A 26599-nucleotide genomic window follows, 5' to 3' on the forward strand; every position below is an offset into this window, starting at 1 on the left:
ATAGTTCTTGATTGAAAAAAATATTTTAAATTGACTTTAAGGTAGAAAAAATATTATCAAATTAAGAAGTAGTGATAGAGAACTCTCATATATTCTAAATCACTTCGTTATTATCCTGCCTGATCCACGCTTAAGTTTATCAAATATGAGAAAATCGTATCTCCTGGTCCTGTTTCTGATTTGTTCCTTTGCCGGAATGGCTCAACCTAATATCAAAAAATCTCTAAAAAAGGCTAATTATTACTACGATGAACACAAATATAAGGAAGCAATTGCTGCTTACCTTGAGGTGCTTGATCTCGAAAAAAATAATGCAGAAGCCAATTTTAAGCTTGGAGTTTCTTATTTGAATACTATTCACCACACCAAATCTCTGCCTTATCTGACAAAAGCCTATGAAGTAAATCCTGATATTGACCCTAAAATCCTTCAACTTTTGGGTAAATCATATCAATACAATCACCGGTTTGAAGAAGCATTAAAATATTTTCAGGATTACAAAGCAAAAATTGATAAGAAGGATTTAGAAGAGATCAAAAAAACGGATAGGAAAATTTTCGAATGCGAAAACGGTGCTGTTTATGTTAAAAATCCAGTTAAAGCTAAGATTGAAAACATGGGACCGGTAATTAATACCAAGTTTATAGACCATGGCCCTGTCATATCTGCTGATGAATCTGTACTCGTATTTACCAGCAGAAGGGAAGGGGGGACTGGAGAAGCTCTTGATGAACAAGGATTACTTTTTGAAGACATCTATATTTCCTATAATAAAAACGGTCAATGGACTGCTCCTCAGAATATTGGAAAACCAATCAATTCTGAAGTGCACGATGCCAGTATAGCGATCTCTCCGGACGGAAGTCAGATATTTGTATACAGAGATAGTGATGATAGTAAGGGAGATATATTCTTATCTACATTGCAAGAAGGTAAATGGTCTAAACCTCAGGATCTTGGTAAAAACATCAATACCAAAGCGGATGAAAAATCGATATCTATGACTGCAGATGGCAATACTATTTATTTCACAAGTGATAGAGAAGGTGGATTGGGAGGTCTTGATATATACATGAGCAAAAAGGATAAAAAAGGAAAGTGGGGAGTAGCTGTAAATTTGGGAAAGACCATCAACACTGAATATGACGATGATGCTCCTTTTATCCACCCTGATGGAAAGACTCTTTATTTTAGCTCAAAAGGTCACGCTGGCATGGGCTGGTATGACATATATAAATCCACTCTGAAAACGGATGGAACATGGTCTGCTCCCGAAAACCTGGGTTATCCTATCAATACTGCTGACGACGATATATACTTTGTGCTTTCAGCAGACAATAAACATGGTTACTATGCAAGTGAAAGAGAAGGTGGTGAAGGAGAGACAGATGTATATATGATTAGCATGCCAAAACCTGAGGCACTTGCGGATGTTTCAGGAAAAAGCGTTACTGAGAATAAAGAGCCAGGAAAGAAAAAACTTGTACCAATAGCAAAAGTAGAAGCTTTTAACCCGATTACCATTTTAAAAGGCACAGTTACAGATGCACTCACCAAAGCCCCACTTGAAAGTAAATTGTTGATCATTGATAATGAAAAAAATGAAGTTATTCATGAAGTAACGACCAATAGTCTAACTGGCGGCTATCTTGTTATTCTTCCTTCAGGAAAGAACTATGGAATTGCAGTTGAAAAGAAAGACTATTTATTCCATTCTGAAAATTTTGATATACCGGCAAGTACAAACTATCAGGAAATTGTGAAGGATGTGGAACTCAAGAAGGTTGCTGTTGGAACAAAGATCGTCTTAAGAAACATATTTTTTGATTTTGATAAAGCAACTTTAAGACCAGCTTCAACTGCTGAATTAGAAAGATTGTATGATTTACTTGTTCAAGTGCCCAATTTAAAAATAGAAATCTCTGGACACACTGATAATAAAGGCTCTGCAGATTATAACAAAAATCTTTCCCAAAAAAGAGCACAAGCTGTGGTAGACTATCTTATCAAAAAGGGAATTGATCCTGCAAGATTGAAATATGCCGGATATGGATTTGACAGGCCAATGGAAACCAATGACACCGAGGAAGGCCGTCAGCTCAACAGAAGAACAGAATTTGAAATCATCGGAAACTGATTAGGTTTTAATTACCTATCTTGCATTTACTATTTAGGCAGGATAAGTATATAAGATGAAATGAAAAAGCTTGTTTTTTTTATAATATGTCTTTTATTCTCTTTGATGGCAAGCATTTCAGTGCAAGCTCAGGGAGAGAAAAAACTTATTAAAGAAGCAGAAGCCGCATTGGTTCAAAAAGATAGGAATAAAGCACTCGAATTATATCTCAAAGCTTGGGAAATAAATCCCAATAAGTCTGAGGTCAATTATAAAATCGGAATCTTATATCTGGAAAGCAATTTTAAGTTTAAGGCATTGCCTTATCTGGAAAAGGCGTCAGTATTGGGACTTTCTTCTGATTACCAAATCAATAAATATCTTGGAATTGCCAATCAGCTCAATCACAATTTTGAAAAGGCAATAGAAAATTATCAGAATTATAAGGCTTCTATAGCAGATAAAGAAGAGATCAAAAAAGTTGACCGCAGAATTTATGAATGCAAGAATGGACTCGAGTTTATCTCAAATCCTGTTCCTGTGAAAATTGATAATTTAGGACCAGTTATCAATTCGTCCTTCCCCGAATATGCTCCTGTTATTTCAGCGGATGATTCTCTCCTTATATTTACTTCAAGACGACAAGGTTCTACTGGCGGCACAATGGATCAGTCGGGAATGTATTTCGAGGATTTGTATTCTAGCAAAAAAACAGAAGGAGGCTGGAGTACACCTCAAAATTTAGGTTTTCCGGTAAATTCCAGCTCACACGAGGCCTCTGTAGGAATCTCTCCTGACGGAAATCAATTATTTATTTATAAAGATAATGGAAACGGAGATATCTATGCTTGCAGTTTTTCTGAAGAGCACAAATGGTCAAAACCTGTTTCTGTAGGAAGTGAAGTAAATTCTGCAAAATATTTTGAGAATGGAGCTTGTCTTTCTTTTGATGGAAAGAAATTCTTCTTTGCAAGCAATCGCGAAGGGGGAGCAGGGGGAAATGATATTTGGGTGGTAGAAAAACAAGATAATGGAAGTTGGAGTAAGCCCTCTAATCTTGGTCTTCCCATTAACACAGACGCAGATGAAGAAAGTCCTTTTATGGATCTGGATGGAAAGACACTTTATTTCAGCTCACGATCACATAAGGGTATGGGTGGTTTTGATATATTCAAATCAGTTTTCAGTGAAGAATCGAAAAAATGGTCAATACCTGAAAATCTCGGATACCCAATAAACTCAGCTGATAATGATCTTTACTTTATCCTATCCGGAGATGGCAGACATGGATATTATGCATCGGTAAAAGCAGGAGGCTATGGAGACAAAGACATTTACCGAATCTCAATGCCTCCAAGATCCGACTTTCAGGACCTTCAGGCAAGATTACAAATGATTAGGGAAAAGAAATATTTATCAAATCAATCTGTTGTCAAGCCCCAATCTTATACATTTTCCGGAAAGGTAATGGATCCTGGAACCAGTAAACCAATATCCAATGCATTGGTGCAGTTAAAAGATAATAAAGGGAATGTTATCAATGAAATAACCAGTAAGCCAGATGGAGATTATCATTTTAAAATAATGGTTGATTCTGTAAATACTTATTTGCTTACAGCTTATGCAAAAGGTTATGGTCCTTTTTTGAAAGATGTTGAAATATCTAAAGACAGGAAAGGAGTCAATAGTCAGGTGAATGATATAAATTTGAAAAAACTGAATTTGGGTGAAAGATTTGTCCTCAGAAATATTTATTTTGATTTTGATAAATCTGAATTAAAACCTGAATCTAAAACAGATCTGGAAAATTTAATTATACTTTTGAATGACAATCCTTCTGTAAGGATAGAAATTGGTGGGTATACAGATAGTAAAGGAGAGAAGGAGTATAATCAGAATTTATCTCAGAAAAGAGCAGAGGCAGTGTTGAACTATCTGGTATCAAGAGGTATCTCTAAAAAGCGACTGATAGCAAAAGGATATGGTGAAAGCACATCTGTCAATAATGGTCAGCCTGTAAAGCAAGAAGAAATAAGCAGAAGAACAGAGTTTGTAATCATAGATAAGTAATAATACCGTAATTTATAAGAGTAAATAATACTATGAAGTTGAATGTCAGATTTTTTTTAATTCTGGTAATGGCTCTTGGGCTCTTTGCTCAGGCAAATAGTCAGGATGTCTCGGATGATTTGAGGGAAGGGAATCGCCTTTTGAAGCAAGAACATTACAGAAATGCTTTGCCTTTTTTTGAAAAGATTCTGACTAAAGAGCCTAAAAATACTAAAGCATTGTTTGGTGCAGCTGTCTGTTATTTGCACAGATATTCCAAAGAAAAAGCGCTGACATACATAGAAAAAGTTTATGCTTTGGATTCTACGGTAGATAAACATATTCATTTCTGGATGGGGAGAGTATATCATCAAAACTACATGTTTGATAAAGCTCTTGAACAATATAACATTTACCAGTCCAATCTATCAAAAAAAGATCTCCGTCAGAAAGATCTTGCAAAATATATCAATCAGGTAAATACAGCGAAAGAATTTGTAAAAAATAACCAGAATTATCTGGTTTCAAATTTGGGCCCTGTTATTAATAGCTCCTATTCGGAGCACAGCCCTGTTACCTCAATGGATGACAAATTACTTTTATTTACCTCAAGAAGGTCAAATGAAACTAGTAAAGAAGATCTGGATGGTGAACCTTTTGAAGATATCTTTCAGTCAAAGAAACTTGATGGAGGTAAATGGTCTGAACCTCAGAAAATTCAGCTGAATTCAGGTGGACATGATGCTTCGATTCAGCTGTTTGATAATGATACCAAGCTGCTTGTGTATAAATTTACAAAAGGTGGAGATATCTATTATACTGAAAGAAATGGAGACAAATGGGGAGATCTCAAACCTTTTGCAGGGATTAATTCCAGAGATTTTGAAGCAGATGCATTCATTTCTGCCGATGGTAAAACTGCCTACTTTGCTACCAACCACTACAAAAGAAATGGAGATCTTGATATTTACTATGTAAAGAAAAATGCGGACGGTTCATGGGGCGACCCCGCTGAACTCAGGGGTGGAATCAACAGTGATGAAGATGAGGATGCTCCTTTTATTACACCTGATGGAAAGACTCTTTATTTTAGTTCCAGAGGGCATAAAAACATGGGAGGGTATGATGTATTCAAATCTGTACTTGGTGATAGCGGTAAATGGTCTGAACCGGAAAATATGGGCTATCCGATCAATACACCGGATGATGATGTGTACTTTTATCTTTCATCCATATCTAAGAAGTCATACATATCCTCATACCGCGAAGGTGGATTTGGAGAAAAGGATATCTATGAAATTTCATATATACCATCAGTAAAAATCAATGGTACCGTTACAGAAGATCGGACAGGCAAAAAAGTAAATAACCTTCAGATTTTATTTGTCTCCACAAGAAATACAACCAAACCTGTAAATGAATCTACAAATACTCAGGATGGCAGATATTCAGCAACACTTACAGCGTATAATTCATATAGAATAAAGCTTATTGACGGAAAGGATACATTACTGACTCAAGAGTTGGATATTCCTTTTACTGCAGATGAAAACATGACAATAACCAGGGATTTCGTCATTCCATTTATTCAGAAAGATTCTGAGGTAGCTATTAAATTGCCTGAGAAGTTTTACTCTGGAAAATTTCTTTTAAGAGACATACATTTTGAAACAGGGAAATCAGTTTTAAGTACCCTAAATCAAAATGAACTGGACAAGGCAGCAGAGATCTTAAAGAAAAATCCTGAGGCAAAACTTAAAATAAAAGGATCTGTACAAACTAATGAAAACCCTACGCTCGCCCAAGAAAGAAGTAAGAGCGTTTCTGAATACTTGAAAGGCAGAGGTGTGTCTGCGACACAGCTGGAAGTGGTTGATGGTTTTACAGATGGCAGTATTGTCGGTCTTGAAAGCAATTTTAAAGGTACACCTACCATGGAATTTGACAAGAGTATCATTAACTCAGCAGCTGTAGGAGCATCCTTTATATTAAGGAATGTTCACTTTGAAACTGCTAAATGGGATTTGAATGAAGTATCCAGAGACGAGCTTGACCTGTTGATCAGTATTTTGAAAGAAAATCCAACATTAAATATTGAGATAGGTGGATATACTGATAATCTTGGAGAAGATGCTGCCAATCAGATCTTGTCAGAAAAAAGAGCTAAATCAGTTGAAGAATATCTACTTAATAATGGCATAGATAAAAGCCACTTGTCAGTGGTCGGATATGGAGAAGCAAGTCCTCTGGCACCAAACGATTCAGAGGAGGGGAGGGTGCTAAACAGAAGGACAGAGATCAGGATTTTGGGGAAGTAAATTCCAATCTGAAAAGTTTATAAAGGCTAAACCATTCGGTTTAGCCTTTTTTTATTTATTTTGCGCAAAATTTTGACTGATGGTATTACCTTATAAGGACGATTTAAGCAAAGGCAAAAAGGAGCAGGTTTCTCAGATGTTCGATAATATTGCGCCTAAATATGACCTGTTAAACAGGGTTTTAAGTGCAGGAATCGATATCAGATGGAGAAAAAAAGCTATCAGTAAATTAAAAGCAAATCAACCCAAACTGATACTGGACATCGCAACGGGAACAGGAGATCTGGCTATTGAAGCTCTTAGCCTTGACCCTGAAAGGATTATCGGTATTGATATTTCTGAGGGTATGCTTGCTGTTGGAAAAGAAAAAATTGCCAAACTTGGCCTTTCCGGTAAAATATTGCTTCAACAAGGAGATTCGGAAAATATTATATTTCCGGACAATTATTTTGACGCTGTTACCGTTGCCTTTGGTGTAAGGAACTTCGAAAATCTGGAAAAAGGTCTTGGTGAAATTTTCAGAGTGCTGAAACCGGGAGGCGAAGTAATGATACTGGAATTTTCTCAACCAGAGAGTTTTCCATTTAAACAATTGTATTCTTTTTATAGTAAACAAATTCTTCCTCTCATCGGAAGACTGGTATCAAGAGACAAGGCTGCGTATACATATCTTCCTGAATCAGTTAAGAAGTTTCCTTATGGAAAAGAGTTTGTCGGTATTTTAAACAGAATTGGATTTAAATCAGCAACATGTCAATCTTTAAGTTTAGGAATAGCCTCAATTTACGTGGCAAAAAAACAATAGCTCTATTTTTTTGTTTATTCACCCTGAGCAAGTCTTTCGGTCAGTTTACGGCAAATACCAATTTGCCTTACTATGATGATAAACTTTTGCACTATGGATTTTTCCTTGCTGCCGGTTTTACCAAGTTTGATGTGGTACATTCCGACTATTATTTTCAGCTGGATTCCATTACACAGGCAGCTCCTGGAAATAACGGAGCCCTAACAATAGGATTTATTGTTAATTTAAAATTGCATGATCACTGGGATTTAAGACTTTTACCTAATTTTTCTCTGTACACAAGGAATGTGGCATATGAATTCAGGAACAAGTACAAATCAGATCAGATTACCGAATCTTCGTACATTAACTTACCACTTCTTGTGAAATTCAAGTCACAAAGAAGAAAAAATGCCAGAATGTACATACTCGGAGGGATAAACCCAGGTATAGAGGCAGGGGCAAAGAAAAAAGAAAAGAAAGAAACGGATCTTCGGGTTCAGAACACAGATTTGAGAATAGATTATGGATTTGGTTTTGACATTTATTATCCGCTGTTTAAATTTTCACCGGAATTAAGATTCTCTCATGGTATAAAGAATATGTTGATCCATGACGACAATATTTATAGTAAAAGTTTAAAAAAGGTATTTACTCATACGGTTACTTTATATCTTAATTTTGAATAAATAATGTTAAATATTCTTGAAATTGTACTATAATAGGTGTTATTACACTGAAATTTAATTACTTCTGGAAATATGTAATTTTTCTAATTTAAAATTTATACAAGAGCTAAAATATTATTTCAAACTATTGTTATTGTCAGGCTTTTATTATTACATTTGTATAGTTTGATAATAAAAAATTAAACTTAATCTAAAAAAAATTCAATTAAACTTAATTCTATGAAAAAACTATTACTTTCAGGACTTTTAGTTGCAAGTCTTTTTTCTGCGAAAGCACAAACTATCACTGGTGCTACTGATAATTTCAACACTGTTAAAGAAGTTGGAGATATCAATGGTGGTGTTTACTGGTTTAAAGATGATGCATATCCAGATAGCTATACTTTAACAAGAACTGGTTCTGCATTAGAAATTGCTGTTAACAAGGCGGCTGGAGAATATTCAGTAATCGGAATCGGTTTTGGTGATTCTAATGGCGAAGAAGCAGGTGGAGTACCTACAACACTTGATATCTCTGAAAATCCAATCTTTTCTCTTAATGCAGTAGCTACGGAAGCAACTACTGTTGATCTTCAGTTAGAGGATTTAGACGGAACAAAAATTGAATTAGCTGCTCAGAATAACGCAGAAGGAGGAGCTCCTAAATTAACTATGTATGTTGGTACAACTGCTGAAACTTTTACGTTTGATTTAGAAGGTGCAAGAGTTGTTGCAAACTGGAATTGTACTCCTGAGCTATATCCTGCTGATTGTCCTACTGTAGATACAGAGGCAGACTTTGATTATACTAAAGTTGCTAAAATTGTATTCTTAATTGCTGGTGGACAAGAGTATGTTGGAACAGTTACTTTTGATGATTTCAAAATCGGTGGTGGAGCATATGTTCTTTCAACAACTTCTGCAAAAGGAGCTATCTCTTCTTCTAAACTTTATCCAAACCCTGCAACTGAGTCAGCTTCTATCGAGCTTTCTCTAAAAGAGTCTTCTGATGTTAAAGTAACTCTTTCTGACCTAATGGGTAGAGAAGTTGCAGTTATCGCTAACGAAAACAATGTTGCTGTTAACAAATCTTTCAGCACTTCAAACCTTGCAAAAGGAATGTATACTGTAAATTACTTCATCAACGGATCTCCTGCAAAAGCAGAACTTCTAATGGTTAAATAATTTCAGATCACATAAATCTGATTATAAAAAAGCTCCCCGATTTTCGGGGAGCTTTTTTTATTGTTGCAATTCTTTTAACACCTGCTCATTAATCTCATGTCTTCCATTAAAAATGATCACTTTTAAATTCTCAAACTTAGAACCAAGTAATTCAATTTCCTTTATATGCCCTTCTTTTAAAAGTGGATCTCTGTCACCATAAACAATATAAACTTCCTTTTCCTGAAAGGTTTCCATACTAAACTGAAAGGCAATATTCAGATCCGGGGGAAAGATACCGGCCCAAAATACCAGCTTATCAAAGTTGTTTTTTTTACTCACTGCCTATCTGCATACCATTGCTACATTTTGTTTAAAGCTCAATATGAGAAGTTTAAATTGGTTTGCAGGATAACTTTTCATATGGTATTGTGACCAGCGACCAACACATTTTAATGATTGATAATCAGTTCGAAAGAGCAGCCATCTTGGGAACTCATAGTGCTGGTTGCTCTCACTCTAAAAAACATGAATCTAAAAAGAATGGAAAAAAAAGTGGCTGCCTTTTGAGACAGCCACTTTAAATCTATTTCCCTTAAGGAGTTTTGAGATCAGTATTTAACAACCTTTTTGAATTGTTTGCTTTGGTTAGAGTTTATGATGAATACATAGGATCCAGCTTTTAATTTTGAAAGATCAATATTGAAAGCTTCATTATTTCCAACATGTTTATCTGTTTTTAAAACTTCTTCTCCCATATTGTTAAATACCTGAATCTGAATATCTCCTTCTTGTTGAGACAACACAGAAACATAATCTGATGCAGGATTGGGATATAAAGTAAACCCATTAGCTGCTTCATTTACCAGACTTTTCCCTTCCTCATGAAATACATAGTTACTCTCTCTGGTTAAACTTCTGCCAGGATCACAGCTAAAGGCTGGATTTGTAAATGCTCTGCAAGATGATCCGGAAGCTAGTTTTGTACCTGGCTTAAATGAAATAGATTCTCCTGCTGTAAAATAGGCTTTTTTGCCTGAAGGAACTACAAAATCTCCTTGAGTTTGAGACAGATTTACAGCTTTGCCTACTTCAATAAAGCTTGAGGTTTGATATGTTTGGTTGGATGTTAAAGTAGTGTTTTGGAGATATAATGGATTTGAGTTAAGATAATAGATGTAATAAGTTTCATCATAGAAATTTCCACAAGTAGAGGTACCAAAGGAAAGTTTTACCCTATATAATTTTCCATTAGTTCCAGTACTAAAACTATAAAGGGTTGACAAATTAATATCACCTATCTGTCCAGTGAAGTTTTGAGTCCAGTATCCGGAAAGTATATTGGTACTATTAATTTGGTCTGTTTCATAAATTTCAATAGAATAGGTATTTTCCAGTTTATTGGTTCGATAATTACCATATAACCAAACAGATTCCCCTGCACAATAATTAGGCTGGTGCATTTTAGGCAGAACAACATATTTTTTAAATTCTGGTAAGGTTAAATTGGTTGTTATTTTACTCAACTGGCAAGGGGTATAAGCATTTGCGGCGCAGTTATAATCCATTACGTTATTGCTTCCAGTTGCAGAGCACCATTCATTACTGTTATTTGGGGTATCAGAACATCCGTCATCAGGGTTAGGATTAGTGCTAGTCCAAGTATGTTCTAATCCAAGAATATGCCCCATTTCATGATTCAGCTCATTATATCCAACATCCACAGATCCTAAAGTATATCGATACCAATGGCCACCTAAAGCTACTGCCATTACCATCCTATCAGTTACTCCCACTATCGTAGGATTATTCGTAATAAAAACATTTACTTCTGAAGCTACATTAACTTTATATTCATTATATAATTCATCAGTATATTCTTTATCAAATTCGTATAGTGAGCTATTATTGTGAAAGTATACACCTTTAAGCTCATATCTAAAATTGGTTGAACATACAGGGGTTGTATTTCCTAGTGGAAGAATCATAGCAGTATTATTAGCTAATTTAGTATTTGTTGCACTAATCATATCCTGTGCATATAAATAACCATTGTAGGAAGAATTGCCATTGCCATCATCTGTTTCTCTGAAATTTCCTGTATGATCATCCTTAAGAATAAAGTGTATATTTAATCTGATATATTTTGGAAAAGCACAAGAGGGTAAAGGACAGCCGGTTTGCGCACTACTATTTGTTATTATGGCAAAGAATAATAAAATGAATAGTAGTGAAGGCTTTTTAGGAATTTGAATAATAAAATTTCTCATGCCGATTAATTAATTTTTTTCTTCAATTCCAAGTATAATTTTTCTAAAGCTTCATTCTTCTTTTCAAGCTCATCATTCTTTTCTTTTAATTGGAATAGATATAAAGTCAGCTCTTCAATTTTGGCCATTTGGAGGCGACTCATTTCAGCCAAAGAAATTCCATTATTTTCAACTTCTTTCGCCGATGGGATTTCTGGTAGGTGGCGCTCCGACTCTACAAAAAGCTTTAGGCTATCAAGAGGTCTTAAATTGTATGTTTTGTCAAATACATAGTCAGGCCAGTCTTCTGACATTTTAACATCGATTTCCTCACAAATAATTTTTCCATCGACTGCTAATTTATAGCCAGAAGGGATTGTATTTGATGTCCCTACACTAAGCCCAGTTAAAAAATATCCAGTATAAGTTCCGAAATTATAACTTCCAGCAACAGGCGAAATAGATACTCCTAATTTTGCTAATGTACTTGTAGAATATCCATCAATAATATTTATTTCTGGGGAGATAAATTTAAGTACAGAGTTGGCATAAATAAATGATCCATAAGTTCCACTTCCGATACCAATATTAAGCTTTGAAGTTTGTCCATCGCTTGAAATAGATACAATTGGGGAAGGTTCATAACCACCTGTGATATTATTTCCACTTATCCCTTTGATTTGAAGAACAGAAGTTTTGTTAATTCCAGAATTTTGAACAGGAATTAAGCCAATGCCAACTTTTCCTGCCGGAGAAAGGCTGTAATTAGTGTTGTAAATGTCATTGCTGTTTGTACTCCATTGGCTAAAAGCAAACTGACTTGATAAACTAAATAAAAGCAAAAAGCTTGATTTGAAGATTTTTTTCATAAAATGATGTTTAGGTTTAGTAGGACTAATTTAGGTATTTTGTCTAAACTTTCACATGTTTAATGCTTAAATTGTTACTTTTGTAGATGAAAAATAAGGCATTGTGAGTTAAATTGTTGATTTATAGTGTAAAACTTATTTTTGTATTCCGTAAAAAAAAATGATAATACAAGATATGAATGGAGTGGATTATTAAAACTTAAGAGTTAGATTTTTTGGAGAAATAGGTTTTATGAAACAGTCGGTTGGTTTATACAAATTTATACCTTTGCTTAGGCAAAAAGATACATAGTTTAATGATTCACAGATAAAAAAGTTTAATGATATTTAAATATTTATCTGCTTTAACACCTGCTCATTAATCTCATGTTTACCATTAAAAATGATCACTTTTAAATTCTTAAACTTAGAGCCAAGTAATTCTATTTCCTTTAAATGCTCTTCTTTTAACAGTGGATCTCTGTCGCCATAAACAATAAAAACATTCCTTTCCTGAAAGGTTTCCATGCTAAACTGAAAATCCGTATTCAGATCCGGAGGAAAGATTCCCGCCCATAAGACCAGCTTGTCAAAGTTCTTTTTCTTACCCACTGCCCATCTGCATACCGTTGCTACTCCTTGTGAAAAGCCTAATATGTTAAGTTTAAATTGACTTGCAGGAAAACCTTGGGTTATTTCAATATATAGCTTTTCAAGATACTCCACATAATCTTCAATATCTCTTTCACGCTCTTCTTTAGTCATCCAGGTTGCACCAACTCTTCCGCTGAAACCTTCAAGATAAAACCTTGATAAGGCTTCTGGAGCTACTATCAAAGTTTTACCGTCATCCAATGCTTTAAATTTATCAATAAAGTAAGGAGCCAGCTGACCATAACCATGGCATACAATCCAGATACTTTTGGTTTGCTCATTCATCTCTCCGAGTGTACAATAGCGAGCAGTTTTTTCAACTTTAAGAAAATGCGTTTTCATAGAATTCCTTCCCTGTCCAAACAAAAACTGAAGATTAATCTGAACTGGGATTTATGGGATAATAGGATCGACAGGATTATCTTGCAAATAATCCTGCATCACCCTCAACCTTTAAATCCAGGATCATACATTGCTCCTGATATAGGTTTAAACAATGTCAATTCTCAAACATGATTAATAGAAAAAAGTATATTTTCAAGGAGCTTGAATAAACTGTCAATCATTTCAAGTAATCCTGTCTATCATTTAATCCCCCAAATCCCAGTTCAGACAATTTTTTAACTGTCCAAACATAAAAATTTATTTTCTATTTTTAGAGCAGACTCGTATATCCGAGCTAGGCAAATCTGTCAGATATGAAAAAAATATTGGTACTAGGAGCTGGAAGATCATCTTCTGCATTGATCGCTTATCTTTTAAAAGTCTCTGCAACAAATGGCTGGAAGTTAACAGTAGCAGATGCTGATGAAAAACTGATCAATGGGAAATTAAAGAATCATCCCTCTGGCATTTCTTTAATTTTTGATATCAATAATGAAGAGCAGAGGAAAAAGGAGATAGGAAGTCATCATCTTGTGATATCACTACTTCCTCCGCACCTACATATCCTTGCGGCCAGGGAATGTCTAAATATGTCGGTTCCGTTTATGACAGCTTCTTATGTATCTCAGGAAATACAAGCGCTTGATAAAGAAGCAAAAGAAAGGGGTTTGTTAATACTGATGGAAAGTGGTCTTGACCCAGGCATTGATCATATGTCTGCAATGGAAGAGATTGATAAAATTAAAGCTGAGGGTGGGTCACTTATTAGTTTTAAGTCCTATACAGGTGGCCTGGTTGCTCCTGAATCTGATACCAATCCGTGGCACTATAAAATAAGCTGGAACCCGCGCAATGTTGTCCTTGCCGGACAAGGTACTGTAAAATATCTGGAAAACGGAATCTATAAATATGTCCCCTATCATCGTCTTTTTTCAAGAATTGACAATATTGAAGTGGATGATGCCGGAAGGTTTGAGGGGTACCTGAACAGGGATTCGTTAAAATATATAGAGCTCTATGGCTTAAGCGGAATAGATACTTTTATCAGAGGTACACTCAGGGGAGAAGGGTATTGCAGCGCCTGGGATTGCCTTGTTCAGCTTGGTCTTACGGAGGATTCATATACAATTGATCTGCCGTCAGACGCTGCTTTTACAAATCTGATGGAGTCATATTTGCCGGCAGGAACAGGTAGCGTAATAGACAGAACAATCAAGTACCTTGGTTTGCCTCTGCAAAGTAATGAGATACAACTAATGAAATGGCTTGGTTTGTTTGATCCGGGTAATAAAATCAAACTTTCAAATGCTACACCTGCTCAGCACCTACAGAGCCTGCTTGAAGAGAAGTGGAAGTTGGAAACAAATGATAAAGACAGAATCGTTATGATTCATTATTTTGAATATAAAATAGGAGGTGAAATATTCCGTAAATCTTCTTCTTTGGTGGTAAATGGAGATGATCAGATAAATACTGCGATGGCCAAAACTGTAGGTTTACCTCTTGGTATAGCGGCTAAACTTTTAATGGAAGGGAAGATCAAACTTGCCGGAGTGCATGTACCTACAAGTAAAGAATTATATTATCCCATCCTTCGGGAATTGGAACAGGAAGGAATCAAATTTAAAATGAAAGAATTGTAAAACTATCTTTAAAGAAAAAGATAATAGGGACGAAGCAGGTCAGAAAATTCAGAGGTGTACTGGCCTTCAGAATTTTTGATAATGAAGGATTTATTAGATGCAGTTGCAGGTGTACTGCTATAACAATCAATTACCCGTATTATTTTTCCTTCACTCTTATCTTTAATCTCAAGTCTATGTTGAAGAAAAAGTTTTACCTCTTTAAGAATCTCTTCAAATAGAGAGGCCTCATAAGGTGGAAGTAAAACATAAAATTTCCCTTGAAATGACAAAAGACTAGCAACAGATTCCGAAAGGTCCGTCAAAGAAAGGGTTGTATTGTGGATAGCTTTATTTAGTTTAGGATTGGGCGATAATAAATGATTGGTGAAAAAGGGGGGATTTGAAACAATGAGATCATATTTCTTCATTGCAGATGCACTGAAGTTTTGAATAGACGAAGAGAATATGTGAAGCCTGTTATTCCATTGGCTGTTTTTGAAATTTTCTTCGGATTGCAAAGCTGCATCTACATCTATTTCAACTGCGTCAATTTCTGCAGATGATTTTTGCGCAAGCATTAGTGAAAGTAAACCTGTACCGCTTCCTATGTCCAGTATGTTTTTAGCATCACCAGGATCAATATAAGCACCGAAAATGCATGAGTCGGTGCAGACTTTCATACCTGTTTTCTCCTGGTTGACTTGAAACTGCTTGAATCTGAAATAAGAATTCCCCACTTTAAATAAAATAAATTATATTAAAATAAGCTATCCCTGCTGTTAGCACTTCTTTCGTAGCCTTCGTCAATTAATAGCTTCGGACCTTCTGCGCTTTTTACTGCAAGTCTGTCACAGATTTCATTTTCTACATTCCCTGCATGACCTTTCACCCATTGAAATTTGACTTCATGTTTCTTGTAGACTTCAATGAACTTTCGCCACAGGTCTTCATTCTTTTTGTCCTTAAAATTCTTTTTTACCCAACCCCATATCCAGCCTTTTTCCACAGCATCAACAACATACTTAGAGTCTGAGTATATTGTTACCTGTTGCCCCGGTTCCTTTAAAGCCTCAAGTCCTTTTATCACGGCAAGAAGCTCCATTCTATTGTTAGTTGTAAGTCTGAATCCTTCAGAAAGCTCTTTTCTATGTTGCTTGTATTTAAGCACAGTGCCATAGCCTCCTGGTCCAGGATTTCCTTTTGCAGCGCCGTCAGTATAAATGACAATCATGTTTATCGCAATGTGTTTTTGAGGAAAGTTTTCAATTGTCTTATCTCCTGTTCTTCAATAGCAGGAAAATTGGCAATCCTGAAAGTGTCGGATTTCCATGTTCCATAGCCATTGCCAAGAGTGATGCCGGCTTTTAACGACTGCTCTTTTATATTTTTTATAAATGAAGGATCACCCTTTACGGTTATAACTGTATCTGAACGCAATTGATTTTCTGTTACCAATGGTTTCACAGACTGAAACCCACGCAGAAAATTATACCATTCGTCTGATTGCATTTTTATTCTTTGATTAATATTGCCGATAGGAGGTACACATTCCAATACTTTCTTTAATAAAACTATATCAAGGATGTTAGGCGTATGCGTTGTCTGATACTTCAGCATATTTTCGTGAAGATTCACAAAGCTGTTGTAATGTTTGTTGTGGCCAAGCTCCAGACCTTTGGTAACAGCTTTTGGAGAGCATATCAATAGTGCGAGACCTGAGGGGAGGCCAAAACACTTTTGTACTGAAGCATACCAAATGTCAGCAATAGAGAAGTCCAGATAGACACCACCCATAGATGAAGTTGCATCTACAGCTATTAGCTTTTCGGGAAAAGAAGATCTGATTTCAGAGAGTTGGTCATTCCGGATTTGAGTTCCATTTGACGTCTCGTTTTGGGTTAAAGCTATCAAATCACATACTAAACCGTCTTTCAACATTTCAGCATGAACAACTTCATTTATATTAAATCTATAGCCAATTGTTTTTAGACCCAATTTACGGTTAGTATCCAGCCATTTTTCACCAAATGCTCCATTGTATAAATGGAAAGACTGTTCTTTGATAAAAGATTGCGCAATAATTTCCCAGCATTCTGTCGCGGAAGAAACAAAATAAACAAAGTAATCTTCCGGCAACAAAAGTTTGTTCCTGATCAGTTGAGCACAGTCTCTATAAAGTTCCATAAATCCGGAACTTCTGTGGTTCATACTTAATATTCCCGAATCAAAAGCTTCATTCAGAAAGTCTTTTACCTGTTTGTAAATTTTCGAAGGTCCGGGATAAAAGGTAATCATTATTTTTTGAGTGAAAGGAATTGATAAACAGCAAGACGATAGCTGTCCATTCCAAAACCAGAAATCACGCCTTTACAGTTCTTTGCCAGCATACTTTTATGTCTGTAATCTTCTCTTGAATATACATTAGAGAGATGTACCTCATATACTGGCGTTTTAATACCTGCAATTGCGTCAGAGATGGCAATAGAGGTATGAGTATAAGCGCCTGCATTCAATACGATTCCGTCATAGGAGAATCCAGTTTCATGAAGTTTATTAATGATTTCTCCTTCAACATTTGATTGATAATATTCCAATCCAGCTTGAGGAAATTCAGCAGTTAATTTTTTAAAATAGTCTGCAAATGATTCGGAACCGTATATGGAAGTCTCGCGGATGCCTAGCAAATTTAAATTTGGTCCGTTTATAATAATGATTTTCATGAATCCTTTATTGCTGTTAAATTTATAATATGAATTGGGATCTCCTGCTAAAGCAATTTAAAAATTACCTTAAGTTAGAGAAGTCGTTATCGATAAATTCTATTGATGCGTACGTGCATGATGTTGTAAAACTAAGACAGTTTTTAGAAATCTCCAATAAGGAATGTAACCCTGCCCGGCTTACTTATAATGATCTGGTAGACTTCCTTGTTTTTCTCTCGGAACTTGGGATGTCTCCTAATTCACAGGCGAGAATTATTTCAGGAATAAAAGGTTTTTACAGGTTTCTGATGATAGAAGAGATTGTCACAAATGATCCATCCGCACTTCTTGAAAGTCCCAAACTAGGAAGGAAACTGCCAGATACATTGAGCTTTCCGGAGATAGAAGAATTACTTAATTCTATCGATATGTCAACCATGGAAGGAACAAGAAATCGAGCAATGCTGGAGACTTTGTACAGCTCAGGTCTTAGAGTTTCTGAGCTTGTAGAGCTCCGGCTTAATAATGTATATGCAGATCAGGGTTTTTTAAGGGTAATAGGTAAAGGAAGCAAGGAAAGACTGGTGCCAGTAGGCAGAGAGGCGTTAAAATTCATCAATATTTATGTAAAAGAGGTACGCTGCCACCTGGTAGCTAAACCGGGTTCAGAAAACCATGTATTTTTAAACAGGAGAGGAGCAGGCCTTACCAGAGTAATGGTATTTACCATTATAAAAAAACTGGCGAAAGATTTAGGAATGAAAAAAAGTATTAGTCCCCATACTTTCAGACATTCTTTCGCAACCCATTTGATTGAAGGGGGGGCCGATTTAAGAGCAGTCCAGGAAATGCTCGGTCATGAGTCCATCACAACTACAGAGATTTATACCCACCTGGACAGAGATTATCTAAAACAAATTATTAAAGATTTTCACCCTAGAAGTTAACCACCCAAAGACTAACGCAAAGATTTGTTTGCAGGAAAGCAGTTATAATTATTAGTTGAGACATTGCATACTTAAAACTATTTCCATAGGAACTATAGAGAAAGACATCTTTTCTACAAGATGTAATTCATTATAGTCAGATTTCAGCATAAACTGAACCTGATGCGAATCCCTGTCTACCACTAATAGATAGAGGAAATTAGCTTTTAATAAATTGTGAAATGCCTGAAGAAAATTATCCGCGTGAGTAGGCATTTTTTCTCTTACCAAATCATACAATGTGGTAAACTGAAATAATGGCTTTTGCGTCTTTATTGTAGAGCTCAAATGGGAAATCACCTTGGATTTTACCAGTATTGAAAACATATTTTCATGAATCTGATCCTGAATCGCTCTGAGGTTTTCAATATTCTCCTGTCTTCTCATATTAAAATAATAGAGAAGCGATTCACAATGTTTTCAAGAAATATATTTCAATAAGAGAATTTCCGTAAGTTCCTATTTTCTAACCTTTTTGGCAGTTTTTTTAGCGGATACTTTTAAGGCAGGCTTAGCTGATTTTTTACCAATCTTATTCTCTAATAATGTGTTAATTTTTTCAAGATATGAGATCTCCCTCCGGGCAATGTCCAATTGCTTTTTAATGTCTTCAGAACCACCATTTACCTTATCCCCTTTTTGCTTTTTCTTGTACATTACTCCGTCTTCATGTACTTCTGCTTTTGCAAGCTCCTCATTTGCTGCAAGTAAAGTGAAGAAGTTGAAGTTTAATACCTTTGAAATTTGCAGGAGAAGATCTGTGTCCACACTTTCTCTCTTAAATATATCCTGCACATTCTGTCGCGATTTGTTTATTCGCCTTGCGAATTCGCTCTTATTCATTCCAAGCTCAGCAAGTCTCGAAAGAATCAATTTTCCAATATGTTTTGCCATTTAGCAAATTTTATTAATTAAATAATTTCTTGTACAAATCCCTGTATCAAAAAATTTTAAGTTTTTATTATTTTTTTGAATATAAAGTAAAATAATAGGAGATTAAAATTTTCTAACCTCAGTTTTTTTGAGGGTTTTCCCCTATTTTTTAATTAGTTACGAAATGAACTCCGTTGGTTTTACCTGATAAACAACGGAATTTATAAATACCCCTAGAAATGATGAATTGCAGTTTGCTAAAATAACTAACGTATGTAATACTTTAGTGTATTTTGTATAAAATTTAACAATTTTTTAATAAAAAATATAACTGAGTTGTCAAAAAAAATAAAAAAAATACAATCGAGAGATCAATCAAGAGTATAAACAGGCATGATCCACCTCTTCTTTTTAAGTTTTTGGATGGTCTTAGGAAAAAAGCTAAGACTTTCATAATGCATTTTAGGCTTTATAAGCATTTTAGGATTTATGATATCAATTTTAGTTAATATAAATTGATAAGGTTTGCCAGAATAATAAGTAAAAAAGTTATCAAGCACCGCTCTGAATTCCTTAAAATTCCAATAATGGAAAATGTCTGATTCCGCCTCAATGATTTTTTCTTTTGAATGTTGATTCAGTTTATAAGAAAAAGACAGTTGTTCCATACAATGATTCCTTGCATGATCATATAAGATATCTGTCTGTTCCAAAACTTCATCCACGACATGCTTCAATGAAAATGGGATGCCTAAAACTCCGGCATTATACATATCAGTCTTAGACGGGAGGGGAGTTTTGCTCTGAAGATTTTGATCGTTGAGAATTCTTTTAAGCTTCTTAAAAATGATATTCGAACCTGAATCAATCAAGCCTTCTTTTCTGTGCATTACAAAATTTCCGGAATCTATCTGAGCAAACAGCTCGTCTGATTTAGAAAGAAACGTTGTATCTGTATCTGCATAAAGTAATGATGAACATTGATTATACATGAATACATCTTTCAGCATTTCAATTTTTACTCTGTGTACAAATTTATTCGGGCCACTCCACTTATCGATTAGAGGTCTGTTAATTTCTTTGTATTCAGTGTATTCTGGTAGGAATTCTTTCAGATACTGAATGTTATCTGTGTAGATGATGATTCTATAAGGAGGTTGCTGGCCATCATATTGTCTGATCAATGTATAAATGGAATAAATCAATTCATTTAATACACTTTTATGGCCGTAGGCCTGATAAACAATACAATGATTCATATACTCAACTTCAGAGATAAAAATGAAGCAGCAATATATATATATAATTATTAAATATAAAGGACCACATCAGTAAGCTAAATTTGATTACCATTAAGCACAGAGATTTCCGAACCTTCAGCAAGAAAAACGCTGTTAGGTACTTGATTACCTAGGCAAGCAAACTCATTGCCATAAATTTCTTTGCAATTAACTTCAATTTCATAGGATTCCACCGGGAATACATTCCACCTGGGATGCTCCACTCCATATTCAGCGGTTTTATTCTCTTTAATCTTTGTATAGCCCCAATAATGTTCAGTTATAAATTCCTCTTCCGAGCCTGGAGCAAAGGTTGTAGTTTGGTTATCAGCACTTACTTTTAACCGATTCCAGGAGTTTTGAAATTTCCATTCGTATGCTACTTCAAACTTGTTTCCATTTTTCCACAAATGCCTCATGGGCATTGTTTCATAGTTTTCATTGTAAAGTGTATTGGCAACAAGCGTAATAGCGGGCTTTGGAACGATCTCTTTTATGAATACAACACCTCGCTTCCATTGACCATCCTGCGACTTATATTTTACATAAAACCTCAGGTTTACTTCCTCAAAATCTGTGTGAAATGGAATTTTTAATCCTTTGACTTTTGTATTGCAAAACTTAAACCCTACCAGACTTACAAGACATTTTTTATTAAAGAACTCTAGCTCAGTTTTATGCGGAAGAAACTTTTTTAAATCAGCAGGATCGAATTCGTAATTGGCAAGGATTAGATTTCTCCACTGAGCTTGCAGAAATATATTTTTCATATGTTGAAATGAACAGAACCCACAATAAATTAGTGATAAAAAATCCTTTTTCCAGTCTTTTCTAAAAAAGTTTTATGAACCTGTTAAGCTTGCTTTTATAATCCCTTTCTCTGACCTAAATTTGATAGAAAAAAGCAAAATAGTTTTGTATAAAAAAATTCTACGCCCGCTCCTTTTTCAAATCGATCCTGAAAAAGTTCACCATCTGACATTCGATCTTGTTCGTTTTTTCTTTAAAATTCCAGGCATATCACTGTTGTTCAAGTTACTTTATCGGGTAAAAGATAAAAGACTTGAGCGTAAGGTATTTGGCATTACATTTCCTAATCCGGTCGGGCTGGCAGCCGGATTTGATAAGGATGCGAGGTTGTTTAATGAATTGTCCTGCATGGGATTCGGATTTGTAGAAATCGGGACACTAACTCCTAAGCCTCAGCCAGGTAATGATAAGCCACGTTTATTCAGATTGAGAGAAGATGAAGCTATTATAAACAGAATGGGCTTTAATAATGAAGGGGTAGAGGCAGCAGTTGCAAGGTTGAAAAATAGGAAGGAAAAAGTAATTATAGGAGGAAACATTGGTAAGAATAAAGTTACTTCCAATGAAGATGCAGTAAAAGATTATGAATATAGTTTTGAAGTACTGTTTGACTATGTAGATTATTTTGTGGTGAATGTTAGTTCGCCTAATACACCTAACTTAAGAGCACTTCAGGATAAAGAACCTCTTACTCAATTATTGAGAACTCTGAAGGAAAGAAACTTAAAAAAGTCTTCACCTAAGCCAATTCTTCTTAAGATAGCTCCAGACCTTACCAATGAACAGCTGGATGATGTTATATCTATTTTAAAAGAAGTTAAAATTGAAGGTATAATAGCTACAAACACTACTATTTCAAGATCAGGTCTTAAAACCGAGCAGGCAGTTATAGATGATATCGGCACTTTGGGAGGATTAAGCGGAAAGCCTTTACATAAAAGATCTGTAGAAGTGGTTGAATATTTAGTGCAAAAATCAGGAAATACCTTTCCTGTCATTGCAGTTGGCGGGATTCATTCTGCTGAAGATGCTATGGATATGTTCAGAGCAGGGGCAGCCCTGGTACAGTTGTATACAGGTTTTATCTATGAAGGTCCGGCTCTGGTTAGTTCAATCAATAAGAAATTACTCAAAGAAAAATAGGATTTTTATTAGTAAGACCTTCTCACATTTTAAACCGATTCTTTGGTAAAAATTCTTAATTTTGTAATCCATTATTTCAAATACCATGGCTGAAAATACCTATAAGAAACCTAATAAAAAGAAGGAAAAAGAAAGCTCTGGAAGCAGGCTTCCTAAAATTAATTTAGGTTTTCTGAAAGACAGGCGATTTTTGCTTGCTTCAGGATTCACTTTATTGGTATTTTCTCTTTGTTTGGTCATTGCTTTTATCTCTTTTCTGTTTAATGGTACTGAAGATCAAAGTGTCGTAGAGGCGTTATTTTCTACAAATGTTCAGGAGTCTGGGCTAGAGTCCAGAAACTGGCTGGGGTTATTTGGATCAATATTATCATATTGGTTTATATTTAAGTGGTTTGGAATCGCATCCTTTCTGTTTATTCCACTAGTTTTCCTGATAGGTTTTAAATTGGTTTTTCAACAGGACCTCTTCAATTTCAGAAGGGTATTTATATTCTGTACCTTTTTTATATTCTGGATATCAATTACCTCCGGTTATTTTGTATTTGCTATTGATAACCAATCTGTCCTTGGTTTTTTGAGCGGGGGGATTGGCTTCGAACTTGCATTTATCACAAACGCCATGATTGGCTGGGGAACTCCACTTGTGATGCTTCTCACTTTAGTAATTTTCAGCATATTCTATTTTAATATCACTACCATTTTGGGGGCTAAAGAGGTGATTGCAGAAAATGTTGCGGATGCTAAAAACCATTTGAAAGAAATTGCTTCTGAAGAGGAAGAAACTGAAGAAGAAATTTCAGATGAAGATTGGCTTGTGAAGGTTGTGGATGAACAAGAGGAGACAGCTGAAGAAGCTTTAGAAGAAGAAGTAGGGGAAGAAGTTCCAGCTGAGGGGCAAGAATATGAGGAAGAAGAATATGAAGAAGAAGTTGGCGAAGAAGATGGTATTGAGGAAGAATATGAATATGATGAAAATTCCGGGGAGGAAGAAGAGGTTCATGAATACATACCTTCTAATGAAGAAGGAGGGATAGGCTTGATGGTTGCTAAAGCACCGGAAGAAGAAATTATAGAAGAAGGTATTGCTGAGAATTATGATCCTACACTTGATTTATCTTCATATAAATACCCTACTCTTGACTTACTTAACGAATATGAAGGAGCCAAAATTCAAGTTAGTAAAGAAGAACTGGAAGCAAACAAAGATAAAATTGTAGAAACGCTTTCTCATTACAATATTGGTATCAGCAACATCAAAGCGACCATTGGACCGACTGTTACATTGTATGAGATTGTTCCGGATGCTGGTATTAGGATTTCGAAAATAAAAAACCTTGAAGATGATATTGCATTGAGCCTTGCAGCCCTTGGTATAAGGATCATAGCACCTATTCCCGGAAAAGGCACGATAGGTATTGAGGTACCAAACAGCAATAAGGAAACAGTTTCTATTCGTTCTGTGCTATCTACAGAAAAGTTTCTAAAGAGTGATAAAGATCTTCCTGTTGTGTTTGGTAAGACCATTTCCAATGAAGTGTTTGTCGGTGACCTTGCTAAAATGCCGCACTTACTGATGGCTGGAGCTACAGGACAAGGTAAATCTGTCGGCTTAAACGTGTTGCTGGCTTCATTGATCTATAAGAAGCACCCATCTCAGTTAAAATTTGTATTGGTCGATCCTAAAAAAGTAGAGCTTTCACTTTTTAATAAAATAGAAAGACATTTTCTGGCAAAACTTCCTGATACTCAGGATGCAATTATAACTGATACAAAAAAGGTAATACATACTCTTAATTCCCTATGTATGGAAATGGATATGCGTTACGATCTTCTCAAAGATGCCAATTGCAGAAATTTAAAAGAGTATAATAAGAAATTTGTTGAGCGTAAGCTTAATCCGAATAAAGGACACCGCTTTATGCCATATATCGTGCTTGTTATAGATGAGCTTGCTGACTTAATGATGACAGCAGGAAAAGAGGTGGAAACTCCAATAGCCCGTCTTGCTCAGCTTGCCCGTGCCATTGGTATACACCTGGTTGTTGCAACACAGAGACCATCTGTCAATGTAATCACGGGTATAATAAAAGCAAACTTCCCGGCCAGATTATCTTTTAAAGTAACTTCTAAAATAGATTCAAGAACAATTTTGGATGCTGGAGGCGCCGAGCAGCTTATTGGGCAAGGGGATATGCTATTTTCAATGGGATCTGAACTAATTCGTGTTCAATGTGCTTTTATAGATACTCCGGAAGTTGAAAAAGTCTGCGAATTTATTGGAAATCAAAGGGGATATGATTCAGCATATATGCTTCCTGAGTATGTCGATGAAGAAGGAGAGGGAGGCGATAAGGGAGAATTCAATTTTGCAGAAAGAGACAGTCTTTTTGAAGAAGCAGCCCGGATTATTGTTACACACCAGCAGGGAAGTACTTCACTATTACAAAGAAGATTAAAACTGGGATACAATAGAGCAGGTCGTTTGATAGATCAGTTGGAATCTGCAGGAGTTGTTGGTCCGTTCGAAGGAAGTAAAGCCAGAGAGGTGCTTGTAACCGACGAATATAGTTTGGAACAATTATTGAATGAGTTAGATAAGAAAAAATAGGAATACGAAATTTTATTTAAATGAGAAAAATTGCAAGCATTTTAATAATCCTTTTGGTTAGTCTTTCAAAAGCATCTTTTGCTCAGTATGATCCTAAAGCAGCAGCGATACTGGATGCAATGAGTTCGAAGTATAAAAGCATGCCTGCATTTAAGGCAAAATTTGTCTATACATTGGAAGCGCCTAATAATGTAAAAGAAACTGCTGAAGGAGAAATTGTTGTAAAAGGTTCTAAGTTTACATTAAAACTTGATGGCCAGGAGATTATTAATAATGGCTCGACCGTTTGGACATATATTAAGGATGCCAACGAGGTAAATGTTTCAAATTATGAGCCGGATGAAAATGATATGAGTCCGACGAAGATCTATACTATGTATAAAAAAGGCTATAAATATACCTTCTTGGAAGAAAAAAACGAGAATGGCAAGACTTACGAAGTCGTAGACCTGATTCCTGAAGACAGAAAGCCTCAGATTTTCAAAGTTAGAATGGAAATAAATAAGAAAGATAAAACTCTGAAAAGCTGGAAAATATTTGAGAAAAACGGAAACAAGTATTATTATACGGTAAAAGAATTTATTCCAGATTATAAAGTGGAAGACAACTATTTTAGTTTTGATGTTTCAAAACATAAAGGCGTTGAAGTGATTGAATTAAGATAGAGAGTCAAAAAACAGACAATGAAAAAAATCGCCCTGGGGCTTTTAGCAATTTGTTTAAGTTTCCGAGCAGTTTATGCTCAACAGGATCCTAAAGCCGCCGCAACGCTTGACGCTGTAAGTAAAAAATATCAACAAATAAAATCCTTTAAGGCAAAGTTTACCTATTCATTGGAAAGTCCCACTGCGGGAATCAATGAAACCTCTGAAGGAGAAATTATAGTTCAGGGGCCCAAATTTAACCTGAAATTAAGTGGTCAGGAAATCATTAATAACGGTACTACCGTTTGGACCTATCTTAAAGAATCCAATGAAGTGAATATCACAAATTATGAACCTGGCGAGGAGGATATCACTCCTTCAAGAATCTACAGCATTTACAAGAAAGGGTACAAATATGCTTTCCTGGAAGAAAAACAAGAAGGAGGAAAAGTCTACGAAGTTATTGATCTCATTCCTGAAGATAAGAACAATCAGTTCTTTAAAGTCAGATTGGAGATTAACAAAAAGGACAAGACCATAAGAAGCTGGAAAATATTTGAAAAGAACGGTAACAGATACCTTTACACTGTAAAAAACTTTTTCCCTGATTTTAAAGTAGACGAGTCATTGTTTTTATTTGACAAATCAAAATATAAAAATGTAGAAGTGGTCGATTTAAGATAATTGATTTTAA

24 protein-coding genes are annotated in these 26599 nt (G+C 35.4%); 12 read left to right on the forward strand and 12 right to left on the reverse strand.

Translation table 11 applies throughout. From position 1 onward, the window contains the following. Positions 1-145 precede the first annotated feature (145 nt). From K350_RS0123460 to K350_RS0123485, 6 genes are all read left to right on the forward strand, one after another. Positions 146-2137 (forward strand): OmpA family protein, encoded by a 1992-nt coding sequence (locus tag K350_RS0123460; RefSeq protein ID WP_028981997.1) that lies wholly within the window; start codon positions 146-148, stop codon positions 2135-2137. Positions 2138-2197: 60 nt separating this feature from the next. Continuing rightward, complete coding sequence (locus K350_RS0123465; protein WP_028981998.1) at positions 2198-4186, forward strand: OmpA family protein; 1989 nt, start codon at positions 2198-2200, stop codon at positions 4184-4186. A 32-nt stretch (positions 4187-4218) separates the two neighbouring features. Next, positions 4219-6483 (forward strand): OmpA family protein, encoded by a 2265-nt coding sequence (locus tag K350_RS30125; RefSeq protein WP_051313563.1) that lies wholly within the window; start codon positions 4219-4221, stop codon positions 6481-6483. A 76-nt stretch (positions 6484-6559) separates the two neighbouring features. Beyond that, positions 6560-7288, forward strand: coding sequence for a bifunctional demethylmenaquinone methyltransferase/2-methoxy-6-polyprenyl-1,4-benzoquinol methylase UbiE (gene ubiE / locus K350_RS0123475; protein ID WP_028981999.1), 729 nt, complete (start codon positions 6560-6562; stop codon positions 7286-7288). Next, complete coding sequence (gene porT, locus K350_RS0123480; RefSeq protein ID WP_051313565.1) at positions 7234-7956, forward strand: type IX secretion/gliding motility protein PorT/SprT; 723 nt, start codon at positions 7234-7236, stop codon at positions 7954-7956. Before ubiE ends, porT begins: the two co-directional genes overlap by 55 nt. Before the next feature lie 219 nt (positions 7957-8175). Beyond that, positions 8176-9120, forward strand: a complete 945-nt coding sequence (locus tag K350_RS0123485) for a T9SS type A sorting domain-containing protein (protein WP_028982001.1) — start codon at positions 8176-8178, stop codon at positions 9118-9120. 57 nt (positions 9121-9177) lie between these two features. Here the strand turns inward: K350_RS0123485 and K350_RS0123490 are convergent, their stop codons facing one another. The 4 genes from K350_RS0123490 to K350_RS0123510 form a co-directional block, all read right to left on the reverse strand. Next, positions 9178-9441 carry an alpha/beta hydrolase gene (locus K350_RS0123490; RefSeq protein WP_028982002.1) on the reverse strand — a complete coding sequence of 88 codons (264 nt, stop codon included), beginning with the start codon at positions 9439-9441 and terminating at the stop codon, positions 9178-9180. 269 nt (positions 9442-9710) lie between these two features. After that, positions 9711-11369, reverse strand: coding sequence for a zinc-dependent metalloprotease (locus tag K350_RS0123500; protein WP_028982003.1), 1659 nt, complete (start codon positions 11367-11369; stop codon positions 9711-9713). A 5-nt stretch (positions 11370-11374) separates the two neighbouring features. Beyond that, entirely contained in the window at positions 11375-12217 is an 843-nt protein-coding gene (locus K350_RS31625) for a hypothetical protein (protein ID WP_051313566.1), read from the reverse strand. A 327-nt stretch (positions 12218-12544) separates the two neighbouring features. After that, positions 12545-13192: an alpha/beta hydrolase gene (locus K350_RS0123510; RefSeq protein WP_028982004.1), complete on the reverse strand. Its 648-nt coding sequence runs from the start codon at positions 13190-13192 to the stop codon at positions 12545-12547. A gap of 356 nt (positions 13193-13548) precedes the next feature. Here K350_RS0123510 and K350_RS0123520 point away from each other — a divergent pair, with 356 nt between their 5' ends. Beyond that, positions 13549-14877 carry a saccharopine dehydrogenase family protein gene (locus K350_RS0123520; protein ID WP_028982006.1) on the forward strand — a complete coding sequence of 443 codons (1329 nt, stop codon included), beginning with the start codon at positions 13549-13551 and terminating at the stop codon, positions 14875-14877. 8 nt (positions 14878-14885) lie between these two features. On the opposite strand, the gene K350_RS0123525 is transcribed toward K350_RS0123520, so the two are convergent. The 4 genes from K350_RS0123525 to K350_RS0123540 form a co-directional block, all read right to left on the reverse strand. Continuing rightward, positions 14886-15539: a tRNA1(Val) (adenine(37)-N6)-methyltransferase gene (locus tag K350_RS0123525; RefSeq protein ID WP_156027166.1), complete on the reverse strand. Its 654-nt coding sequence runs from the start codon at positions 15537-15539 to the stop codon at positions 14886-14888. Positions 15540-15616: 77 nt separating this feature from the next. Further along, positions 15617-16090, reverse strand: coding sequence for a ribonuclease HI (gene rnhA, locus K350_RS0123530; protein ID WP_028982008.1), 474 nt, complete (start codon positions 16088-16090; stop codon positions 15617-15619). Positions 16091-16092: 2 nt separating this feature from the next. After that, positions 16093-17154, reverse strand: coding sequence for an aminotransferase class V-fold PLP-dependent enzyme (locus K350_RS0123535; RefSeq protein ID WP_028982009.1), 1062 nt, complete (start codon positions 17152-17154; stop codon positions 16093-16095). Further along, positions 17154-17579 carry a type II 3-dehydroquinate dehydratase gene (locus tag K350_RS0123540; protein ID WP_028982010.1) on the reverse strand — a complete coding sequence of 142 codons (426 nt, stop codon included), beginning with the start codon at positions 17577-17579 and terminating at the stop codon, positions 17154-17156. Before K350_RS0123540 ends, K350_RS0123535 begins: the two co-directional genes overlap by 1 nt. Before the next feature lie 29 nt (positions 17580-17608). Here K350_RS0123540 and xerD point away from each other — a divergent pair, with 29 nt between their 5' ends. Next, positions 17609-18508 (forward strand): site-specific tyrosine recombinase XerD, encoded by a 900-nt coding sequence (xerD, locus tag K350_RS0123545; RefSeq protein ID WP_028982011.1) that lies wholly within the window; start codon positions 17609-17611, stop codon positions 18506-18508. A gap of 51 nt (positions 18509-18559) precedes the next feature. Here xerD and K350_RS0123550 read toward each other — a convergent pair whose 3' ends face one another. From K350_RS0123550 to K350_RS0123565, 4 genes are all read right to left on the reverse strand, one after another. Next, the gene (locus K350_RS0123550) at positions 18560-18934 is read right to left on the reverse strand and encodes a hypothetical protein (RefSeq protein WP_028982012.1); all 375 of its coding nucleotides are present in this window, start codon (positions 18932-18934) and stop codon (positions 18560-18562) included. A gap of 72 nt (positions 18935-19006) precedes the next feature. After that, positions 19007-19441: a helix-turn-helix transcriptional regulator gene (locus tag K350_RS31630; RefSeq protein ID WP_051313568.1), complete on the reverse strand. Its 435-nt coding sequence runs from the start codon at positions 19439-19441 to the stop codon at positions 19007-19009. Between the two features lie 350 nt (positions 19442-19791). Then, the gene (locus tag K350_RS0123560; protein WP_028982013.1) at positions 19792-20679 is read right to left on the reverse strand and encodes a hypothetical protein; all 888 of its coding nucleotides are present in this window, start codon (positions 20677-20679) and stop codon (positions 19792-19794) included. Between the two features lie 77 nt (positions 20680-20756). Continuing rightward, positions 20757-21470 carry a YqjF family protein gene (locus K350_RS0123565; protein WP_028982014.1) on the reverse strand — a complete coding sequence of 238 codons (714 nt, stop codon included), beginning with the start codon at positions 21468-21470 and terminating at the stop codon, positions 20757-20759. A gap of 145 nt (positions 21471-21615) precedes the next feature. Between K350_RS0123565 and K350_RS0123570 the strand changes: the two genes are divergently transcribed. The 4 genes from K350_RS0123570 (at position 21616) to lolA1 (K350_RS0123590) (ending at position 26589) form a co-directional block, all read left to right on the forward strand. Beyond that, positions 21616-22653: a quinone-dependent dihydroorotate dehydrogenase gene (locus K350_RS0123570; protein ID WP_028982015.1), complete on the forward strand. Its 1038-nt coding sequence runs from the start codon at positions 21616-21618 to the stop codon at positions 22651-22653. Positions 22654-22738: 85 nt separating this feature from the next. Beyond that, on the forward strand, positions 22739-25261 hold the full coding sequence (locus tag K350_RS0123580; RefSeq protein ID WP_028982016.1) for an FtsK/SpoIIIE family DNA translocase: 2523 nt from the start codon (positions 22739-22741) through the stop codon (positions 25259-25261). A 20-nt stretch (positions 25262-25281) separates the two neighbouring features. Beyond that, positions 25282-25926: an outer membrane lipoprotein periplasmic chaperone LolA1 gene (gene lolA1, locus K350_RS0123585; protein ID WP_028982017.1), complete on the forward strand. Its 645-nt coding sequence runs from the start codon at positions 25282-25284 to the stop codon at positions 25924-25926. A gap of 18 nt (positions 25927-25944) precedes the next feature. After that, positions 25945-26589 (forward strand): outer membrane lipoprotein periplasmic chaperone LolA1, encoded by a 645-nt coding sequence (lolA1, locus tag K350_RS0123590; protein ID WP_028982018.1) that lies wholly within the window; start codon positions 25945-25947, stop codon positions 26587-26589. The last annotated feature ends 10 nt before the right edge of the window (positions 26590-26599 follow it).

Source organism: Sporocytophaga myxococcoides DSM 11118, from assembly GCF_000426725.1.
GTDB lineage: Bacteria > Bacteroidota > Bacteroidia > Cytophagales > Cytophagaceae > Sporocytophaga > Sporocytophaga myxococcoides.